General features: G+C 65.6%; 15 protein-coding genes and 1 tRNA gene. 3 read left to right on the top strand and 13 right to left on the bottom strand.

What is annotated here, in order from left to right; translation table 11 throughout:
• Nucleotides 1–113 precede the first annotated feature (113 nt).
• The 10 genes from nusG to rpsL all read right to left on the bottom strand — a co-directional run bounded on the left by nusG (nucleotide 114) and on the right by rpsL (nucleotide 8,455).
• Nucleotides 114–689: a transcription termination/antitermination protein NusG gene (nusG, locus tag KB221_10475; protein ID WIY68520.1), complete on the bottom strand. Its 576-nt coding sequence runs from the start codon at nucleotides 687–689 to the stop codon at nucleotides 114–116.
• 12 nt (nucleotides 690–701) lie between these two features.
• On the bottom strand, nucleotides 702–995 hold the full coding sequence (gene secE / locus KB221_10480) for a preprotein translocase subunit SecE (GenBank protein ID WIY68521.1): 294 nt from the start codon (nucleotides 993–995) through the stop codon (nucleotides 702–704).
• Nucleotides 996–1,059: 64 nt separating this feature from the next.
• Nucleotides 1,060–1,135, bottom strand: a tRNA-Trp gene (locus KB221_10485).
• Between the two features lie 111 nt (nucleotides 1,136–1,246).
• Nucleotides 1,247–2,581, bottom strand: a complete 1,335-nt coding sequence (locus KB221_10490) for a hemolysin family protein (protein ID WIY68522.1) — start codon at nucleotides 2,579–2,581, stop codon at nucleotides 1,247–1,249.
• A 93-nt stretch (nucleotides 2,582–2,674) separates the two neighbouring features.
• Nucleotides 2,675–2,800 carry a hypothetical protein gene (locus KB221_10495; protein ID WIY68523.1) on the bottom strand — a complete coding sequence of 42 codons (126 nt, stop codon included), beginning with the start codon at nucleotides 2,798–2,800 and terminating at the stop codon, nucleotides 2,675–2,677.
• A 91-nt stretch (nucleotides 2,801–2,891) separates the two neighbouring features.
• Entirely contained in the window at nucleotides 2,892–3,896 is a 1,005-nt protein-coding gene (locus tag KB221_10500; GenBank protein ID WIY68524.1) for a DUF4118 domain-containing protein, read from the bottom strand.
• A 167-nt stretch (nucleotides 3,897–4,063) separates the two neighbouring features.
• Entirely contained in the window at nucleotides 4,064–5,254 is a 1,191-nt protein-coding gene (gene tuf / locus KB221_10505) for an elongation factor Tu (GenBank protein WIY68525.1), read from the bottom strand.
• 56 nt (nucleotides 5,255–5,310) lie between these two features.
• Nucleotides 5,311–7,392 carry an elongation factor G gene (fusA, locus tag KB221_10510; protein WIY68526.1) on the bottom strand — a complete coding sequence of 694 codons (2,082 nt, stop codon included), beginning with the start codon at nucleotides 7,390–7,392 and terminating at the stop codon, nucleotides 5,311–5,313.
• A gap of 151 nt (nucleotides 7,393–7,543) precedes the next feature.
• On the bottom strand, nucleotides 7,544–8,017 hold the full coding sequence (gene rpsG / locus KB221_10515) for a 30S ribosomal protein S7 (GenBank protein ID WIY68527.1): 474 nt from the start codon (nucleotides 8,015–8,017) through the stop codon (nucleotides 7,544–7,546).
• A 66-nt stretch (nucleotides 8,018–8,083) separates the two neighbouring features.
• Entirely contained in the window at nucleotides 8,084–8,455 is a 372-nt protein-coding gene (rpsL, locus tag KB221_10520; GenBank protein WIY68528.1) for a 30S ribosomal protein S12, read from the bottom strand.
• Between the two features lie 442 nt (nucleotides 8,456–8,897).
• Here rpsL and KB221_10525 point away from each other — a divergent pair, with 442 nt between their 5' ends.
• Complete coding sequence (locus KB221_10525) at nucleotides 8,898–9,593, top strand: hypothetical protein (GenBank protein WIY68529.1); 696 nt, start codon at nucleotides 8,898–8,900, stop codon at nucleotides 9,591–9,593.
• A 2-nt stretch (nucleotides 9,594–9,595) separates the two neighbouring features.
• Here KB221_10525 and KB221_10530 read toward each other — a convergent pair whose 3' ends face one another.
• From KB221_10530 to rpoB, 3 genes are all read right to left on the bottom strand, one after another.
• On the bottom strand, nucleotides 9,596–10,306 hold the full coding sequence (locus KB221_10530; GenBank protein ID WIY68530.1) for a hypothetical protein: 711 nt from the start codon (nucleotides 10,304–10,306) through the stop codon (nucleotides 9,596–9,598).
• Nucleotides 10,307–10,454: 148 nt separating this feature from the next.
• A complete protein-coding gene (gene rpoC / locus KB221_10535) occupies nucleotides 10,455–14,651 on the bottom strand; it encodes a DNA-directed RNA polymerase subunit beta' (GenBank protein WIY68531.1) in 4,197 nt (1,398 codons plus the stop codon).
• 97 nt (nucleotides 14,652–14,748) lie between these two features.
• Nucleotides 14,749–18,867 carry a DNA-directed RNA polymerase subunit beta gene (rpoB, locus tag KB221_10540; GenBank protein ID WIY68532.1) on the bottom strand — a complete coding sequence of 1,373 codons (4,119 nt, stop codon included), beginning with the start codon at nucleotides 18,865–18,867 and terminating at the stop codon, nucleotides 14,749–14,751.
• Between the two features lie 791 nt (nucleotides 18,868–19,658).
• On the opposite strand from rpoB, the gene KB221_10545 reads away from it, so the two are divergent.
• Together KB221_10545 and KB221_10550 are read left to right on the top strand one after the other, a co-directional pair.
• Nucleotides 19,659–20,105, top strand: coding sequence for a hypothetical protein (locus KB221_10545; GenBank protein ID WIY68533.1), 447 nt, complete (start codon nucleotides 19,659–19,661; stop codon nucleotides 20,103–20,105).
• A 73-nt stretch (nucleotides 20,106–20,178) separates the two neighbouring features.
• The gene (locus tag KB221_10550) at nucleotides 20,179–20,688 is read left to right on the top strand and encodes an FKBP-type peptidyl-prolyl cis-trans isomerase (GenBank protein ID WIY68534.1); all 510 of its coding nucleotides are present in this window, start codon (nucleotides 20,179–20,181) and stop codon (nucleotides 20,686–20,688) included.
• Nucleotides 20,689–20,823: the final 135 nt, after the last annotated feature.

Consider the following 20,823-nt stretch of genomic DNA (forward strand, 5'->3'; position numbering starts at 1 on the left):
CGGGCGAACCCGCACCGCCCTTAAGAGCGAGGCGCGCGTGTAGCAAAAGGCCGCCGCAAAAGCAAACGGCGGCCCGAAGGCCGCCGCTGCAAAACGTCAGAACCGGCCTGGGATCAGCCCGCGTTCTTCTCGACCTGATTGTATTCCAGATCGACCGGGGTCGGGCGGCCGAAGATGGACACGGCCACGCGCAGGCGGGCGTTGTCCTCGTCGACGCTCTCGACCTGGCCCTCGAAGCTGGCGAAGGGACCGTCGATGACCTTGACGGTCTCGCCGATGTCGAAGCGGATGGTGGGTTTCGGACGTTCGACGCCCTCCTCCACCTGGCCGATGATGTTCTGGACCTCGCGCTCCGAGACCGGCAGCGGCTTGGTGCCGCCCGCGGCGCCCAGGAAGCCGGTGACCTTCGGGGTGTTCTTGACGAGGTGATAGGCGTCGTCGGTCATCTCCATCTTCACCAGCACATAGCCGGGGAAGAATTTGCGCTCGGAGTTGACCTTCCGGCCGCGGCGGATCTCGACCACGTCCTCGGTCGGCACCAGGATTTCAGAGAAACAGTCCTCGAGGCCCTGCTGGCGCGCCTGGTCCGTCAGGTGCTGGGCGACCTTCTTCTCGAAATTCGAATAGGCGTGGACGATGTACCACTTGTGGCGGGGATTGGCGGCGGGCTTGGGGGCGGCGTCGGTCATGGGGGGTGTTTCCTACTGGCCGATCGCGAGGATGAAGCGCGAGGCCACAGACAGACCGGCGTCGACCACGAAGAAGAAGATGGAGGCGATCACGACCATGATCAGCACCATCACCGAGGTGATCCAGGTTTCCTTGCGGCTCGGCCACACGATCTTGCGCCCTTCGGCGCGGACCTGGCTGGCGAACTGGGGAATCGAGGTGCGCGGCTTCTTCGGCGCATTCGCTTCGGCCGCCACAGCGTTCCCGGCGATCGCCGGCTGGACGGGCTGGGTGCGGCGCCCCGAGGGGCTCTTGGCCTTGGCCATGGTCTTCTGGTCTCGTTTCAACGGGCTGACGACGCAGATAGGAAGCCGCGTCGTCAGTGAAAAGTGGCAGGAGTGGAGGGACTCGAACCCACGACCCTCGGTTTTGGAGACCGATGCTCTACCAGCTGAGCTACACTCCTAGGTTCCGGACAAAACTATAACGCGCCGGAGGGTCTCCCCCCAGGCGCGCTCGGCTTCGCCAGACCGCGGCGTATGCCCGACCCCGCGGGGGTTTTCAAGCGGCTTGGCCCCTAATCCTCGTACTGTTCGGCCACGGCCCGGGCTTCGTCCTCAGGCTTGACCACCTGTTTGAACAGAAGTTTGTCGATCCGGCGGTCGTCCATGTCGATGACCTCGACCTCGAACCGTCCCAGCTGCAGGATTTCGCCCTCATTGGGGACGCGCGACAGCTGGTGCAGCACCAGGCCGGCGATGGTGTGGAAGCCATCGGCCTCGCCGAAATCCTCGCCCAGCGTATCCGCCAGCTCGTCGATGTCGGTCTGGCCGTCGACCAGCCAGCTGCCGTCCTCGCGCTGGCGCACATTGACCTCGGCGTCGTCGTGGCCCTCGTCGAAGTCCCCGGCGATCATTTCCAGCAGGTCGGTCGCGGTCACCACGCCCTCGAAGGCACCGAACTCGTCGACCAGGAAGGCCATATGGACCTTGGAGGCCTTCATGATCTCCAGCGCCTTCAGCACCGAGGTCGACTGCGGAATGAAGGCCGGTGTCTGCACATGGCGTTCGACGTTGAACTCGCCATTGTCCAGCAGGCTGTCCAGCAGGTCCTTCTTGTGGACCACGCCCAGCGGGTTATCGACGTCGTTCTCGCGCGCGACCACGATCCGGGAATAGGGACAGGTCCGCACCTCGGTGCGCAGGACCTCCTCGGTGTCGTCCAGGGCGATCCAGAACACCTCGTGCCGCGGCGTCATGGCGACGCGAATCGGCCGGTCACCCAGACGCAGGATCTCCTCGATCATGGTCTGTTCTTCGGGTTCGATCAGGCCGGAGGCCGTGCCCTCGGCGATCATCGTCTCGACCTCTTCCTGGGTCACGTCCGAGCCGTCGCGGTCCTTGACGCCCATGACCTTGAGGATGGCCGAGGTCGAGGCCGTCAGGATCAACACGAAGGGCTTCAGCACGATGGCGACGGTCGAGATCGGCGCCGCCATCTTGGAGGCGATCGATTCCGGGAAGATCAGCGCCAGCCGCTTGGGCACCAGTTCGCCGACAATCACCGACACATAGGTGATGAAGATGATGACGAGCGTGGTCGAGATGACCTGCGCCCAGTGGCCGAGCGCCGGAAAGGCCTCGGACAGGATGCGGTTAAGCTCACCGGCGATGGAGGCCTGGCCGTAGGCACCCGCGGCAATGCCGATCAGGGTGATGCCGACCTGGACGGCCGACAGGAAATGCGTCGGATCCTCGGCCAGCCTCAGGGCCGCCCGCGCGCCCTTGTCGCCGCGTTCGGCGCGGCTGTGGAGTTTGGACTTGCGGGAGGAGACGACCGCCAGCTCGGTCATGGCGAACAGGCCGTTTAGCACCACGAGGAGCAGAACGACGACGATGGCGAAGGCTAACATCTAGGGGGGTCGAAACCGGCGCGGCGCGACAGTCGGCGTCCGCGAGCGGGATGATAGGCGGAATTCGTCTCCGCCGCCACGGTTTCCTTGGCGTCAGTTCGTGCGGCCGACCTCGACGCTTCCATAGCCGCCGCGCGAACCGCTGTCGGGCATCGCGGCGCAGGCCGACATGCCGATGAAGGTGCCGATGAACAGGCCGATCCGAAGCGCGCGCCGCATGGTTACTGAATTCCTAACGTCCGTGACGCGAACGTAGGCCCCGGATCGATGGTTCCCGCAAGCACTCTCGCCCGCCTCGGGAATCCCGGGTTCAGGCCGCGGCGGGTCCCTCCATCGCCTCGACGGGGAAGACCAGACGGCTGCAGACGCCGCGGTCTCGAGCGATCATCTCGAACTGTCCGCCGAGCTGGCGCGCCATACTGTGCACGATCCGCAGGCCCAGCGAGCCGGCCTGGGCGGCCTCGAACCCCGGCGGCAGGCCGTCGCCGTCATCGGTGACCGTCAGCGCCTGTTGTGCGCCGTCCATCGAAAGATCGACCCCTATGACGCCGCTCCGGCCCGCGAAACCGTGCTCGAGGGCGTTGTTGACGCATTCCAGCATGATCAGACTGACCGGGGTCGACTGGTCCGCTGACAGGGGCTGCTCGCCGCCTGTCACGGTCAGCTGGACATCGTTGCGCCCGGCGGCATCGAGGGCATCCGCCAGCAGATCACGGGCGAACGCCGCAAATGGCAGGGCGTGGCCGTTCAGGTCATGCAGACCGCGCTGCACCTTGGCGATCAGGGCGGTCCGGCCCCTCGCCTCCTGCAGGCCGCGCCGGGCGTCCGGATCGGTCGTATGCTGGGCCTGCAGTGCCAGCATGGCCGAAACCACCTGCAGGTTGTTGCTCACCCGGTGCTGGATCTCGCGGGACAGGAGGTCCCGGCTCTCGGCCAGTTCCCGGCTCCGCTCCACCTCGACTTCCGCCCGGCGACGCTCGCGCTGCATGCCGTGGATGAAGAAGATGTCGACCGCGACCACGAAGGCATAGAAGGCCAGGGCCAGGCTGGTCGCACTGTTGAGCTCGAACCCCGGCGGCCCGATGAAGAACCACCAGGCGGTCAGGCCCGACAGGACGGCGGTCAAAAGGCCGGCGCGCAGGCCCGCCAGATAGGTGACCACCACGACCGCCGGAAAGAAGGTCAGATAGGGAAAGCCGGGCGGGAACTGGTCATCCAGGCCCATGCGGACGAGGAAGGCGACCAGCCAGGCCGCCACGGCAAGGCCATAGGCCGCGACCGGATGGGTGATCCTTCGCTCTGGTCCCAATTCCATCTTCCGTAACAGGGCGCGCAATGGCCTGAAGAACCCTCCGCGCCGCGCGGGGCAGGGTCAAGCGACGAAAACGGCCCCCGGATTGCTCCGGGGGCCGTTCTCTTTGTCTTCACGACCGCGCTCAAGCAGTGAGCGACCGCGTCGCGAGCGTTAGTGCACCGAAAGGCTTACTCGGTGATCTTGGAGACGACGCCGGCGCCGACGGTGCGGCCGCCTTCACGGATGGCGAAGCGGAGCTTCTCTTCCATGGCGATCGGGGTGATCAGCTCGACGTTCAGCTCGGCGTTGTCGCCGGGCATGATCATCTCGACACCTTCCTTGAGGTGCACGATGCCGGTCACGTCCGTGGTGCGGAAGTAGAACTGCGGGCGGTAGTTGGTGAAGAACGGGGTGTGACGGCCGCCCTCTTCCTTGGTCAGGATGTAGGCTTCAGCCAGGAATTTGGTGTGCGGGGTGATCGAACCCGGCTTGCACAGAACCTGACCGCGCTCGACGTCTTCACGCTTGGTGCCGCGCAGCAGCACGCCGACGTTGTCGCCCGCCTGGCCCTGGTCCAGCAGCTTGCGGAACATTTCCACGCCCGTGCAGGTCGTCTTCTGGACCGGACGGATGCCGACGATCTCGACTTCCTCGCCGACCTTGACGATGCCGCGCTCGACGCGACCCGTGACCACGGTGCCGCGGCCCGAGATCGAGAAGACGTCTTCCACCGGCATCAGGAACGGCAGGTCCAGCGGACGCGCCGGCTGCGGGATGTAGTCATCAACCGTCTGCATCAGCTTGATCACCGACTGCTCGCCGATTTCCGGGTTCACGCCGTCGGTCGCGGCCTTGGCCGAACCCGCCGTGATCGGAATGTCGTCGCCCGGGAACTGGTACGACGAAAGCAGCTCGCGCACTTCCATCTCGACCAGCTCGAGCAGCTCGGCGTCGTCCACCAGGTCGACCTTGTTCAGGTAGACCACCAGCGCCGGCACGCCGACCTGACGGGCCAGCAGGATGTGCTCGCGCGTCTGCGGCATCGGGCCGTCAGCGGCCGAAACCACCAGGATCGCGCCGTCCATCTGCGCGGCGCCCGTGATCATGTTCTTCACATAGTCGGCGTGGCCGGGGCAGTCGACGTGGGCGTAGTGACGGTTGGCCGTCTCATACTCGACGTGCGCCGTGTTGATCGTGATGCCGCGGGCCTTTTCTTCCGGGGCCGCGTCGATGTCGGCGTAGTTCATCGCCTTGCCGCCGCTGGCCTTGGCCAGAACCATCGTGATCGCCGCCGTCAGCGTCGTCTTGCCGTGGTCAACGTGACCAATCGTGCCGATGTTGCAGTGCGGCTTGTTACGTTCGAACTTTTCCTTGGCCATTCTCTTCTCTCCGTCCCCTGAACAGGGGGCTTGTCCAAAATTTCAGGGTGTTGGGTTTAGGCGGAATACTTCTTGATCACTTCGTCGGCGACGTGTTGCGGCACCGGCTCGTAGTGGTCGTACTGCATGGTGAAGGCGGCGCGGCCCTGCGACATCCCGCGAAGGGTGTTCACATAGCCGAACATGTTGGCCAGCGGCACGAAGGCGTTCACGACGGTGGCGTTGCCGCGCATGTCCTGACCCTGGATCATGCCGCGACGGCCGTTCAGGTCGCCGATGACCGAACCGAGGTAGTCCTCGGGGGTCACAACCTCGACCGCCATGATCGGCTCGAGCAGCTTCGGCGCGCCCTTTTCCTTCAGTTCGCGGAAGGCGGCGCGGGCCGCGATTTCGAACGCCAGCACGCTGGAGTCGACGTCGTGGTATTTGCCGTCCGTCAGCGTCGCCTTGAAGTCGATCAGCGGGAAGCCGGCCAGCAGGCCGCCGTCCTTGATGGACTCGAGGCCCTTCTGGACGCCCGGGATGTATTCCTTGGGCACGGCACCGCCGACGATCGAGTTCTCGAACACGAAGCCCGAGCCCGGCTCGCCGGGTTCGAAGGTCAGCATGACGCGGGCGAACTGGCCCGTACCGCCGGTCTGCTTCTTGTGCGTGTAGTCGATGTCGACCTTGCGGCCGAGCGATTCACGGTAGGCGACCTGCGGCTGGCCGATCGTGGCGTCGACCTTGTAGGTGCGGCGCAGGATGTCGATCTTGATGTCCAGGTGCAGTTCACCCATCCCCTTGAGGATGGTCTGGCCCGACTCGTGGTCGGTCGAGACGGTGAACGAGGGATCTTCCGAGGCCAGCTTGGCCAGGGCGACGCCCAGCTTCTCCTGGTCGGCCTTGGTCTTGGGCTCGACCGAGATCTCGATCACCGGCGCCGGGAATTCCATCTTCTCGAGGATGACGGGCGACTTCAGGGGATCGCACAGGGTGTCGCCGGTGCGGGTGTCCTTCAGGCCGGCCAGGGCGACGATGTCGCCGGCGTAGGCTTCCTTGATGTCCTGACGGTCGTTGGAGTGCATCAGCAGCATGCGGCCGACGCGCTCTTTACGATCGCGGCTGGAGTTCAGCAGGCCCATGCCGGTTTCCATCTTGCCGGAATAGATGCGGCAGAAGGTCAGCGAACCGACGAAGGGGTCGTCCATGATCTTGAACGCGAGAACCGACAGGGGCTCGTCGTCCGAGGCGCGACGAACGATCGGCTCTTCCGTCTTGAAGTCGATGCCCGGGGTCGGCGGGATGTCGATCGGCGCCGGCAGATAGTCGACGACGGCGTCCAGCAGCGTCTGCACACCCTTGTTCTTGAAGGCCGAGCCGCACAGGATCGGATAGAAGGCGCCGGTCAGCACGGCCTTGCGGATGCACTTCTTCAGCACTTCCAGCGAGGGCTCGGTGCCGTCCAGATAGGCCTCCATCGCCTCGTCATCGAGTTCGACGGCGTTGTCGATCAGGTACTGACGAGCGGCGACGGCCTTCTCCATCAGGTCGTCCGGGATCGGGCCGACGGTGAAGTTGGCGCCCAGGGCGTCGTTGTCCCAGACCACCGAGTTCATGGCGACGATGTCGACCAGGCCCGACAGCGAGGATTCCGAACCGATCGGGAACTGGATCGGCACGGCCTTGGCGCCCAGACGGTCGCGGATCGACTGCACCGAGGCGTCGAAGTCGGCACCGATCTTGTCCATCTTGTTGACGAACACGATCCGCGGCACGCGGTATTTGTCGGCCTGGCGCCAGACGGTTTCGGTCTGCGGCTCAACGCCGGCGTTGCCGTCCAGCACCGTCACGGCACCGTCGAGCACGCGCAGCGAACGCTCGACTTCAATGGTGAAGTCCACGTGGCCGGGGGTGTCGATGATGTTGAGGCGCTTGCCTTTCCAGTAGGCGGTCGTCGCGGCGGACGTGATGGTGATGCCGCGCTCCTGCTCCTGGTCCATCCAGTCCATGGTCGCGGCGCCGTCGTGGACTTCGCCGATTTTGTGGTTCTTGCCGGTGTAATACAGGATCCGCTCGGTCGTCGTCGTCTTGCCCGCATCGATGTGGGCCATGATGCCGAAGTTGCGGTAGTCCTCGATCTTGTTTTCGCGGGCCATGAGAAGCGTGCCTTGAAGTGAGTTCAGGACGCGTTTCGCGCCCTCGGGGAAGATGTCGATCTGTGCGGATAAGCGGGCGCGGGCGATTTAGCTCAAACCGCCCGCGCCGGATAGTCTCTAGATAGGTGCCGAACAGGGCACCTTGAAGGCGTTACCAGCGGTAGTGGCTGAAGGCGCGGTTGGCCTCGGCCATCTTGTGGGTGTCTTCGCGCTTCTTGACCGCGGTGCCGCGGTTGTTCGAGGCGTCCAGCAGCTCGGCCGCCAGCTTTTCGGTCATGGTGTTCTCACCACGCTTGCGCGCGGCGTTGACCAGCCAGCGGATGGCCAGGGCCCGACGGCGATCGGGGCGAACCTCGACCGGCACCTGGTAGGTGGCACCGCCGACGCGACGCGACCGGACTTCCACGGCCGGAGCCACGTTATCGAGCGCAGCGTGGAACGTCGCGACGGGCTCCTGTTCCTTCTTCTTGTCGGCCAGGATCTCGAACGCGCCATACACGATGTTCTCGGCGACGGCCTTTTTGCCCTCGTACATGACGTAGTTCATGAACTTGGTGACGATCAGATCCTTGTATTTGGGATCCGGCAGAACTTCGCGCTTCTGGGCGCGGTGACGACGGGACATGGGCTTGGCCTTCTAAATCGGTGTCGGACGGCTGGTGTGAACCAGCGAATGGAATAGGACGGTCGCTTACTTCGGACGCTTGGCGCCGTAGTGCGAACGGCGCTGCTTGCGGTCCTTGACGCCTTGCGTGTCGAGCACGCCGCGCAGGATGTGGTAGCGAACGCCGGGAAGGTCTTTCACGCGGCCGCCACGGATCAGGACCACCGAGTGCTCCTGCAGATTGTGGCCCTCGCCGGGGATGTAGCACACGGCTTCGATGCCGGTGGTCAGACGCACCTTGGCAACCTTACGAAGCGCCGAGTTCGGCTTCTTCGGGGTCGTCGTATAGACGCGGGTGCAGACGCCGCGGCGCTGCGGGCAGCCCTTCAGGGCCGGGACCTTGTTACGGACCGGCTTGGGTTGGCGCGGCTTGCGGATCAGCTGGTTGATAGTCGGCATTCGAAACTCGTCTCTTTCAATCGATGGAGGCGTGTGCCTTTCGGCCGGAGCGCCTCATGAGCCTTCTTTTCGGACGACGCCGATGCGCCGCCCCGGGTTTGATCTCGAGCCGGCAACGCGACGTCCAAACGAAAAAACCGGAACGCGCGCTTCGGGCGTTCCGGCGGGCACAGCCCGTCCGCTCAATTGTCACGATCCCGGAACCCGGCGGACCGGGAACCTCGAAAGTGGGCGGCTTCTACGCGCGGGGGGGCTGAAGGTCAAGGGCGGCGGGTTCGTCGAGCCGGGCATGGCTGCATTCCGCGCCTGTTCAGGCCCCAATACCGCCACGCTCGCCCCATCCTGTGCGCCTATGGCGGGTGGACAGCGATTCAAGGGGCCGGCGTGGGTTTGGCCCCGACGCGCAGAGCGGTGGCGAAAGCCCGCGATCATCGCCGTATCCGTGCTCGGCCATGCGGCGCTCTTCTCCTACCTTGGCCTGCGCTCCATGGGGCTGAGCATCCCGGACCTGCTCCAGGACGACGCGGTCATCTATGTCCAGATGGAGCCCCGCCCGCTGCTGCCGGGCGAGGTCGCGCGTGTCCGGCCGCCGCCGGAAAGGACCCGGGACGTCGCCGCCCCCGCCCTGCCCGGCACCACCACCGCCGACCGCGACCTGCCCTTCCGCGACCCGACCGAAGATGAGGATCAGCCTGCCCCGCCCGCGCCCCGCCTGGGCGTTCCGGCACCCGGTGCGCCCGCGGCCCCGCCCGGGGTCGAGGGCTGGTCCGTGCGCCCCGAGACCCTCGGCGACCGTGTCGGCCGCGGCCTGCGCACCCGCGGCCCGGGCTGCAGCGCCCCTGCCCTGCTCAGCGCCGCCGAGCGCGCGGTCTGCGACGAGCGCTTCGGCCAGCGCGCCGGTGCCGCGGCTCCCATAGACGACACCGCCGGCAGCCCGTTCGCCGCCGAGGGTGCCCGCCGTCTTGCCGACTACGAGCGACGTCGCCGTCCTCTCGCCGGCGGCAGCGGCAATGTCGGCCCCCAGGACGGTCCCGGCTCCAATTTCGGCACGGGGGTCGCGGGAGGCCTCCTGGACCCGTCACTCCGCCCGGACTCGACACAGAACATCAGAACGGACCGCCGGGACGGACCGCGCTGACCTCAGGCCGCGGGCTCCTCGTTGTCCACGCGCCGCCGCTGCGAGGACTGGAACAGCGCCTCTACGGAGCCGCCGTTCGCCTCCAACTCCCGCGTCACCCGCTTACGGCTCTCATAGTAAAACAGCCCCCGCGTCCGGCGGCCCTCGGCGATCATCCGTGCCGCCGCTTCATCGGACACCGAACCCGTGCCCGACACATGGTCGCTGTAACCTTCCACGACCCAGGTCGGGTAAACTTGGGAACTGAGCAGCCCGAAGCGTTGGCGGATCAGGACGTGGGTCCGCTCATGAGCGATCACGCTGGTCAGGTCACGCGCCGGAACAGGATTTCCGCTGTACCAGACCCGATCCGTGGCCACATCAGACCGATTGACCACGATGATCTCAACCGATGGCCGCGACAGGGCCAATGAGTTTGACACATTGAGGCTCAACAGCCGCCAGCGCAGCCCCCCGTCGGTCAGATAGACGGGGCGGGTGAGCACCTCGGGCGTGAATAGCGGACTGGCCCGCACAAGGGCGTCGGCCCGGCCGATGACACCCTCAATCTCGTCGGGGATCGGGCTTGCTGAATAGACCGGTGTGACACCGACCATTCGCTTGTGAGGAAACAACAGCAGCGGCGGGTAGAACACGCTGGCGAGCCAGTACATCCCGGTGCCTGCGACCCCCAAAAGGACGACAATCACCCAACGCGTGCGCTTCGCCTTCATCAAGCTCCCCCGAACTGCTGACCCGAAACAAGCTTAGCCTGTAAACGCGGCACCCCCCAAGCCACCTCTGCGCGCATCCATGACGGTATGAAAAAGGGCGGCCCCGTTTCCGGAGCCGCCCTCTTCATTGCAATCCTGAACCTGTCGATCAGCCTTCGCTGTTCTCCAGTTCCAGCGCCAGGTCCGCGGGAAGCGGCTCGATGGCGGCTTCACGGGTCGACGTCAGTTCAGCGTCACGCTCGTTGGCGATCTTCTGCAGGGCGCGGAGATAGGCGCCCGTGCCGGCCGGGATGAGGCGGCCGACGATGACGTTCTCCTTCAGGCCTTCCAGCGTATCGACCTTGCCGTTGACCGAGGCGTCGGTGAGGACGCGGGTGGTCTCCTGGAAGGACGCCGCCGAGATGAAGCTGCGGGTCTGCAGCGACGCCTTGGTGATGCCCAGCAGGACCGGCTGGGTGGTGGCGATCCGGCCGCCACGCTTCTCGACCTTGGCGTTCTCGAGCACGGCTTCAGCCACTTCGACCGTGTCGCCACGGATCAGGGTGGTTTCGCCCGAGTCGAGGATCTCGACCTTCTGCAGCATCTGGCGAACGATCACCTCGATGTGCTTGTCGTTGATCGGCACGCCCTGCAGTCGATAGACCTCCTGCACTTCGTTCACGAGATACTCGGCGAGGGCCTCGACGCCCTGGATGCGCAGCAGGTCGTGCGGATCCGGGTTGCCGTCGATGATGTAGTCGCCCTTGTTGATCAGATCGCCGTCGTGGACAGAGATGTGCTTGCCCTTGGGGATCAGGAATTCGACCGCATCAGCCTGGTTGCCATCGGCGTCCAGTTCCGGCGTGATCTTGATGCGACGCTTGTTCTTGTAGTCGCGTCCGAATTCCACACGGCCGTCCATCTCGGCGATGACCGCGCAGTCCTTGGGTCGACGGGCTTCGAACAGCTCGGCCACCCGCGGCAGACCGCCGGTGATGTCGCGCGTCTTGGCACCCTCGGTCGGGACGCGGGCGATGATCTCGCCCGGCTTGACCACATCGCCGTTGTTCACGGACAGAACCGCGCCCACCGGCAGCAGGTAACGGGCGTCAGAGCCCGAGGCCAGCTTGGCATAGGCGTCGCCCGAGGTGACACCCATGGCCGGACGCAGGTCGGCCCCGCGCGGGCTGGCGCGCCAGTCGCTGACGACGCGCTGGGCGATACCCGTCGCTTCGTCGGTTTCCTCGCGGACCGACAGACCCTCGACCAGGTCCTCGAACCGGATCGCGCCGCCGACTTCGGTCAGGATCGGAGAGGTATAGGGGTCCCACTCCGCCAGACGCTGGCTGCGCTTGACGTCCGAACCCTCGACCACCCGCAGACGGGCGCCGTAGGGGATTTTGTGGCTCTCGCGGTCCTTGCCGTCGACCACGATGGTCACGACGACGTTGCGGCTCATGGCCACCAGATCGCCGTGCGCCGCCTTGACGGTGGGGCCGGTGATGCGGGCGATGCCGGGGTTGGTCGCCTCGTAGAACGAGGTTTCCGCCACCTGCGCCGTACCGCCGATGTGGAAGGTCCGCATCGTCAGCTGGGTGCCGGGTTCGCCGATCGACTGGGCGGCGATAACACCCACCGCTTCGCCGATGTTGACGTTGGTGCCGCGCGCCAGGTCACGCCCGTAGCAATAGGCGCAGATGCCGGCTTCGGCCTCGCAGGTCAGGGCCGAGCGGACCTTGACCGACTGGACGCCGGCGTTGTCGATGACCTCGACTTCTTCTTCCTGCAGGTAGGTGTCGGCCTTGAACAGGACGGTCTCGCCGCCCGGCTCCTTGATGTCCTCGGCCGCATAGCGACCCAGGACGCGTTGGCCCAGCGAGACCAGCACGTCGCCGCCTTCGACCACGGCGCGCAGGGTGATGCCCCGCGTCGAGCCGCAATCGTCCTCGGTGACGATCGAGTCCTGCGCCACGTCGACCAGACGACGCGTCAGATAGCCGGAGTTGGCGGTCTTCAGCGCGGTGTCGGCCAGACCCTTGCGGGCGCCGTGGGTGGAGTTGAAGTACTCAAGGACGGTCAGGCCTTCCTTGAAGTTCGAGATGATCGGCGTCTCGATGATCTCGCCCGACGGCTTGGCCATAAGGCCCCGCATGCCGCCCAGCTGCTTCATCTGCGCCTGCGAACCACGGGCACCGGAGTTGGCCATCATGAACACCGAGTTGATGTCCGGTGCCTGACCCTTGGCGAGGACGCGCGGCTGGGCGATCTCGCCCATCATCGCATCGGCGATCTTGTCCGTGGCCTTGGCCCAGGCGTCGACGACCTTGTTGTACTTCTCGCCCTTGGTGATCAGGCCGTCGGCGTACTGTTGCTCGTACTCCTCGACCTGGGTCCGGGTGTCGGCGACCAGGGTGGCCTTGGCGGCCGGGATGACGATGTCGTCCTTGCCGAAGGAGATGCCGGCCTTGGCGGCTTCACGGAAGCCCAGCTGCATCATCTGGTCGGCGAAGATGACCGTCGCCTTCTGACCGCAGTGGCGATAGACCTGATCGATCAGGTTACCGATTTCCTTCTTGGTCAGGTTCTTCTCAAGCAGGCGGTAGCCGATGTTCGCATTGTGCGGCAGCAGCGCGCCCAGCTTCATCCGGCCCGGGGTCGTGTCGATGACCTTGGTGATGACTTCGCCGGCGGCGTTCATCTCGGTCCAGCGCGCCTTGATCTTGGTGTGCAGGGACACCACGCCGGCGTCGAGCGCCGCGTCGATCTCGCCCATGTTGGCGAACAGCTTGCCCTCGCCCTTCTCGCCTTCCTTGATCAGCGACAGGTAGTACAGGCCCAGGACGATGTCCTGCGACGGCACGATGATCGGCTTGCCGTTGGCGGGCGACAGGATGTTGTTCGTCGACATCATCAGGACGCGCGCTTCCAGCTGGGCCTCGAGGCTCAGCGGGACGTGAACGGCCATCTGGTCGCCGTCGAAGTCGGCGTTGAACGCCGTACAGACCAGCGGGTGCAGGCGGATGGCCTTGCCCTCGATCAGCTTCGGCTCGAACGCCTGGATGCCCAGACGGTGCAGCGTCGGCGCGCGGTTCAGCAGGACCGGGTGCTCGCGTATGACCTCGTCGAGGATATCCCACACCTGCGGCTGCTCGCGCTCGACCATACGCTTGGACTGTTTGACGGTGCCCGACAGGCCCTTGGCGTCAAGGCGCGCGTAGATGAACGGCTTGAACAGCTCGAGCGCCATCTTCTTGGGCAGGCCGCACTCGTGCAGCTTCAGCTCGGGACCCACGGTGATGACCGAACGGCCCGAATAGTCGACGCGCTTGCCCAGAAGGTTCTGGCGGAAGCGGCCCTGCTTGCCCTTCAGCATGTCGGCGAGCGACTTCAGCGGACGCTTGTTGGCACCCGTGATGACGCGGCCGCGACGGCCGTTGTCGAACAGGGCGTCGACCGATTCCTGCAGCATCCGCTTTTCGTTGCGGATGATGATGTCGGGCGCGCGCAGCTCGATCAGGCGCTTCAGGCGGTTGTTCCGGTTGATGACCCGGCGATAGAGGTCGTTCAGGTCGGAGGTGGCGAAACGGCCGCCGTCCAGCGGCACCAGCGGGCGCAGTTCCGGCGGGATGACCGGCACGACCGTCAGAATCATCCACTCGGGCTTGTTGCCGGACTCGAGGAAGGCCTCGATCAGCTTCAGGCGCTTGGAGGCCTTCTTGGCCTTCATTTCCGAGGGGCTGTCGGCCAGTTCGCCGCGGTGCTTTTCAGCCTCGGCGTGCAGGTCGATGCCGATCAGCAGGTTGCGCACGGCCTCGGCGCCGATTTCGGCGGTGAAGCCGTCATCGCCGAACTCGTCCTGGTAGCGGTAGAACTCGTCTTCCGTCAGCAGCTGGTTCTGCTTCAGCGGGGTCAGGCCCGGCTCGGTGACGATGTAGTTTTCGAAGTAGAGCACGCGCTCCACGTCCTTCAGCGCCATGTCCAGCATCAGCGAGATGCGCGACGGCAGCGACTTCAGGAACCAGATGTGGGCGACCGGGGACGCCAGTTCGATGTGGCCCATCCGCTCGCGGCGAACGCGGGCCAGGGTGACCTCAACGCCGCATTTCTCGCAGATAATGCCCTTGTACTTCATGCGCTTGTACTTGCCGCACAGGCATTCGTAGTCCTTGGTCGGGCCAAAGATACGGGCGCAGAACAGGCCGTCACGCTCGGGCTTGAACGTCCGGTAGTTGATGGTCTCGGGCTTCTTGATCTCGCCGAACGACCACGACCGGATTTTCTCCGGGCTGGCGAGGGCGATCTTGATCTGGTCGAAGGTCGGAGTGACCGGGACCGCGTTGAAGATGTTCAGGACTTCCTGGTTCATCTTGATTCCTTCTGCGGGCTGACCCGCCAAATTTCATTGAGGGAGAAAGTGGACGATCGTCCCTCCCCGCTTGCGCGGAGAGGGATCATTCGATCGGTCAGCTGTTCTCCAGCTCCACGTTCAGGCCCAGCGAGCGCATTTCCTTGACGAGCACGTTGAAGCTCTCGGGAATGCCCGCCTCGAAGCTGTCGTCGCCGCGGACGATGGCCTCGTAGACCTTGGTCCGGCCGGCCACGTCGTCGGACTTCACCGTCAGCATTTCCTGCAGGGTGTAGGCCGCGCCGTAGGCTTCCAGCGCCCACACCTCCATCTCGCCGAAGCGCTGTCCGCCGAACTGCGCCTTGCCGCCCAGCGGCTGCTGGGTGACGAGCGAGTACGGTCCGATCGAACGGGCGTGGATCTTGTCGTCGACCAGGTGGTGCAGCTTCAGCATGTAGATGTAGCCGACCGTGACCGGACGCTTGAACTGCTCGCCGGTCTGGCCGTCATAGACGATCGACTGGCCGGTGCGGTCGAGACCCGCCTTCTCCAGCAGTTCCTCGATGTCGTCGATGTGGGCACCGTCGAACACCGGGGTGGCGAACGGAACGCCCTTGGACAGGTTCTTGGCCAGCTCGATCAGGTCCTCTTCCGACTCGGGAAGCGGGGTGTCCGGGCCGTAGATGCTGGTCAGGTGATCGACCAGCGCCTTCTTCTGTCCGCCCTGTTGCCAGGCTTCCAGAAGACCCTGGATCTGCTTGCCGAGACCGGCGGCGGCCCAGCCCAGGTGGGTTTCAAAGATCTGGCCGATGTTCATGCGCGAAGGCACGCCCAGCGGGTTCAGAACGACGTCCACCGAGGTGCCGTCTTCCAGGTGCGGCATGTCCTCGATCGGCAGGATCTTGGAGATGACGCCCTTGTTGCCGTGACGGCCGGCCATCTTGTCGCCGGGCTGAAGCTTGCGCTTCACGGCCACGAAGACCTTGACCATCTTCATCACGCCGGGGGGCAGTTCGTCGCCGCGTTGCAGCTTCTCGACCTTGTCCTCGAAGCGGCGGTCGAGCGCCTTGCGGGCGTCCTCGAACTGCTTCTTCATGGCCTCGAGCTCGCCCATCGCCTTCTCGTCGTCGAGGGCGATCTGCCACCACAGGCCGCGCGACAGCTCATTGAGCTTGTCTTCCGACACGACGCCGCGGCCCAGGCCCTTCGGACCCGAGGTGGCGTTCTTGCCGAGGATCAGCGGCTTCAGGCGGCCATAGACGTTGCGCTCGAGGATCTTGAGCTCGTCGTCGCGGTCCTTGCCGAGGCGCTCGATTTCCGAACGCTCGATGGCGATGGCCCGCTCGTCCTTGTCGACGCCGTGGCGGTTGAAGACGCGCACGTCGACGATCGTGCCGGCGACGCCGGGCGGCAGGCGCAGGCTGGTGTCGCGGACGTCCGAAGCCTTCTCGCCGAAGATGGCGCGCAGCAGCTTCTCTTCCGGCGTCATCGGGCTTTCGCCCTTCGGCGTGACCTTGCCGCACAGGATGTCGCCCGGCTGGACCTCGGCGCCGATCGCCACGATGCCGGCTTCGTCGAGGTTGCGCAGGGCTTCCTCACCGACGTTCGGGATGTCGCGGGTGATCTCTTCCGGCCCCAGCTTGGTGTCGCGGGCCATAACCTCGAACTCCTCGATGTGGATCGAGGTGAAGACGTCGTCGCGCACGATACGCTCGGAGATCAGGATCGAGTCTTCGAAGTTGTAGCCGTTCCACGGCATGAAGGCGACGAGCGCGTTCCGGCCCAGGGCCAGTTCGCCCAGGTCCGTCGACGGGCCGTCGGCGATCACGTCGCCGACCTTCACTTCATCGCCCACGCGCACGATCGGGCGCTGGTTGATGCAGGTCGACTGGTTGGAACGCTGGAACTTGGACAGGCGGTAGATGTCGACGCCCGAACGGCCGGCGTCGGCTTCGTTGGTAGCGCGCACCACGATGCGGGTGCCGTCGATCTGTTCGACGACGCCGTCACGCTTGGCGACCACGACGGCGCCGGAGTCCACGGCCACGACCGCTTCCATGCCGGTGCCGACCAGCGGCGCGTCCGACTGCACCAGCGGCACGGCCTGACGCTGCATGTTCGCGCCCATCAGGGCCCGGTTGGCGTCGTCGTTTTCCAGGAACGGGATCAGGGCGGCGGCGACCGAAACGACCTGTTTCGGCGACACGTCCATCATGTCCACGTCGGCGCGGATCAGCAGCTGGGAGTCGCCGTTGATCCGGCCCGGGACCAGCTCCTCGACGATCATGCCGTCCTTGAGCTCGATGTTGGCCTGGGCGATCGTGTATTTCGCCTCTTCCATGGCCGAGATGTAGACCACTTCGTCCGTGGCCTTGCCGTCCTTCACGCGACGGTACGGGCTCTCGATGAAGCCGTACTTGTTCACCCGGGCGTGGGTGGCCAGCGAGTTGATCAGGCCGATGTTCGGACCTTCCGGCGTTTCGATCGGGCAGATGCGGCCGTAGTGGGTCGGGTGCACGTCGCGGACTTCGAAGCCGGCGCGCTCACGCGTCAGACCGCCCGGGCCAAGCGCCGAAAGGCGACGCTTGTGAGTGATCTCGGACAGCGGGTTCGTTTGGTCCATGAACTGCGACAGCTGCGACGAACCGAAGAACTCGCGCACGGCCGCTGCGGCCGGCTTGGCGTTGATCAGGTCGTGCGGCATCACGGTGTCGATATCGACCGAGGACATGCGCTCCTTGATGGCGCGCTCCATCCGCAGCAGGCCGACGCGGTACTGGTTTTCCAGCAGCTCGCCGACCGAACGGACCCGGCGGTTGCCGAGGTTGTCGATGTCGTCGATCTCGCCCTGGCCGTCCTTCAGGCCGACGAGGATCTGCAGCACGCGCAGGACGTCGTCCTTGCGCAGCACGCGGATCTCATCCGACACGTCCGGGGTTTCCAGACGCATGTTCATCTTCACGCGGCCGACGGCCGAGAGGTCGTAGCGCTCGCTGTCGAAGAACAGCGAGTTGAACATGGCTTCGGCGGCCTCCGGGGTCGGCGGCTCGCCCGGGCGCATCACGCGATAGACGTCAAACAGCGCGTCCTCGCGGCCGGTGTTCTTGTCGATGCGCAAGGTGTTGCGCATGTAGGCACCGACCGTGACGTGGTCGATGTCCAGCACGTCGATGGTGGTGAAGCCGAAGCTTTCCAGCAGTTCGATGGTCGGACCGTCCAGCTCGTCGCCGGCCTCGGCGTAGATTTCGCCGGTCTCGTAGTTCACGGCGTCGGCGGCCAGGTATTTGGTCAGCAGGGCGTCGGCGGCCAGCGACAGCGACGTGGTCGTGTCGCCCAGCTTCTTGGCCTGACGTGCGCTGATCTTGGTGCCGGCGGCGGCGATGATCTCACCGGTGTCGGCGTCGACCAGGTCGAACTCGGGCTTCACGCCCTTCCAGCGCTCCGCCTTGTACGGGGTGACCCAGCCTTCGCCGCGCTTCTCGTAGGGCACGGTCTCGTAGAAGGTCTTGAGGATCTCCTCGCCGTCCATGCCCAGACCCATGAGGAAGGTCGAGGCCGGCAGTTTCCGGCGGCGGTCGATGCGGACGTAGACGATGTCCTTGGCGTCGAACTCGAAGTCGAGCCACGAACCGCGGTACGGGATCACGCGGGCGGCGAACAGCAGCTTGCCCGAGCTGTGCGTCTTGCCCTTGTCGTGGTCGAAGAAGACGCCCGGCGAACGGTGCATCTGCGAGACGATAACCCGCTCGGTGCCGTTGACGACGAAGGTGCCCTTGTCGGTCATGAGCGGGATGTCGCCCATGTAGACGTCCTGCTCCTTGATGTCCTTGACCGAGCGCGCGCCGGTCTCTTCATCCGCCTCGAACACGATCAGGCGCAGCTTGACCTTCAGCGGCGCGGCATAGGTCATGTCGCGCTGGATGCATTCCTCGACGTCGTATTTCGGGTCCTCGAACTCGTAGGACACGTATTCCAGGATGGCGCGTTCGTTGAAGTCCTTGATCGGGAAGACCGACTTGAAGACCGCCTCGATGCCCTGATCCTTGCGCGGACCGCTGCGCACTTCGCGCTGCAGGAACTGCTCATAGGAGGCGCGCTGCACCTCGATCAGGTTCGGCATCTGCACCGCTTCCGGGATCCGGCCGAACGAGTGACGGATGCGCTTCTTGCCGGTGAAGGTCGTGGCGTGTGCGAACTGGCCGTTGGCGACGGCGACTTCGGCTTTGGACTTGGCCATTCTGTATTCCCAATACGCCGCCCGGGCAGGCGGCGATCAATGCAGCAGCCACGGCTCCGCCTCTCGGGCGACCCGTGACCATCGGTTTCGACGTCCACCCTCGGGCCTTGCGGCGCCAGGACGTCTGAAATTGCAGGGCTCCCTGGGAAGGAGCGCGCCTTCGCACCGGTCGGAGGGCGACAAACCGGGCCTCGGCGCTTTCGCGCGTGTCTCATACTGAGTTAGCGGAGCCGGGTCATATACTCGCTTTTCCGACGAAATAAAGGCCCGTTCGGCAGTTTTCGGGATTGACCTCGCAGGGGCCGAAGGAGGTACCTTCAGATTGTTCACGGCTGACGGAAAAACCGGATGTTGAAAGAGGGCCATTTGAGGCATCGGCAGGACAACGGGCTATGAGGCACTTGGCATTAGCGCTGGGCGTTGCTCTAAGCCTCGTGGCCACGGCAGCCTCGGCTCAGCGGTCGCTGGAGGAGACGTCGACCACCCGCGGTCGGGTCAGGGACACATCGACCCTTTTGGCCGCGCAGGACGCCGCCGCCCGGGCCGGCGCCGACTGCGTCGTCATCAGCGCTTCGCTTCGCGGCATGGACAGCTTCGGCGACCGTCAATACGAGGCCGTCTGCCGCGACGGGCCGGGTTATTTGATCGTCGATGGGACCAGCCCCACCGCGCATAGCTGCCTCCTTCTGGCCAGCCAGAGTGACCGGTTCCAGCGCGGAGAGCCGTCGAGCCGCCCGGCTCCGGCCTGTGTTCTCCGCGGCAACCGGAATCCGGTCCGGCATTTTGCCTCCATGGCGACTCACGCGGGGATGGACTGTCGGGTCGACGAAGGCCGGGTCGTCGGCCTTTCTCCGACAGGAACCACGATCTATGAGATTGGCTGTCGCCGTGCCCCCGGGGCTTGGATCGAACAGGCGTCCGGCGTATGGACCGTCACCGATTGCCTTGATGTCCGGTCGCGGGGCGACCTTTGCCAGTTCACCACCGAGTCCGAAGAAGTCGCGGGCTTCCGCCCAAGGCTTTCCGGAAGCGCCGCCGAAGCCTGCGCGCCGACGCGGGTACGCGACATGGGGCGCAATGCGGCGGGGCTCACCTGGTACGAACTGACCTGCGCCGGCGGCGACCCGATTGTCGTCAGTCTGGATGCCGGACGCAGGGTGACGAATGTCTTGTCCTGTACGGAAGCGGCCCACATCGGCGACGGCTGCAGGGCCGAGGTTCGCGCGCCCCAACGGTGAAATGTTCGCTGTCCCCGGAAGGCTCGATCGCAGCCGTATTCCTCAGCGGTCCTGCCCCTGCTAGCGTCGCCCCATGACCCGCACCCTCCTGATCGCCGCCGCCGCCCTGTCCCTCGCCGCTTGCGCCACCGCCCAGGCCCCGGCACCCGCCGCCACGCCCGGCGTCGGCACGCTGGAAGGCTGGACCGCCGGCAATGCGCAATATCTGGTCGTCAACGGGGCCCGGCGCGGCTGGACCACCACCGAATCGGGCCTGCAGTACCGCCGCGTCGGCCGCGCCCAGCCGAACGGCCGCCAGCCGGTCGCGACGGACACGGTCAAGGTCCACTACCGTGGGACCTTCGTCGACGGCCGCGAGTTCGACAGTTCCTACAGCCGTAATGAACCGGCCGAGTTCCCGCTCAACCGCGTCATCCGCGGCTGGACCGAGGGCGTGGCCCTGATGCGCGAGGGCGAAAAGTTCGAATTCGTCATCCCCGCCGCCCTCGGCTACGGCGAGCGCTGGGTCGGCGGTGGCGAACTGCCGCCCAACTCCACCCTGCTGTTCACGGTGGAACTGCTGGAAGTGAAACCGGCGTCCTGACCTCTCTGCTTTCGTCATCCTCCGGCGAGCGAAGCGAGACCGGGGGACCCAGTGGCGCCGCGACGGCGGCGAAACACAGGTGGTCGCGAGGGACCCTCATCCGCAAACACCGCGCTCCCGACAGGTTCGCGCTCA

Source organism: Aquidulcibacter paucihalophilus (assembly GCA_030285985.1).
Taxonomy (GTDB): Bacteria; Pseudomonadota; Alphaproteobacteria; order Caulobacterales; family Caulobacteraceae; genus Brevundimonas.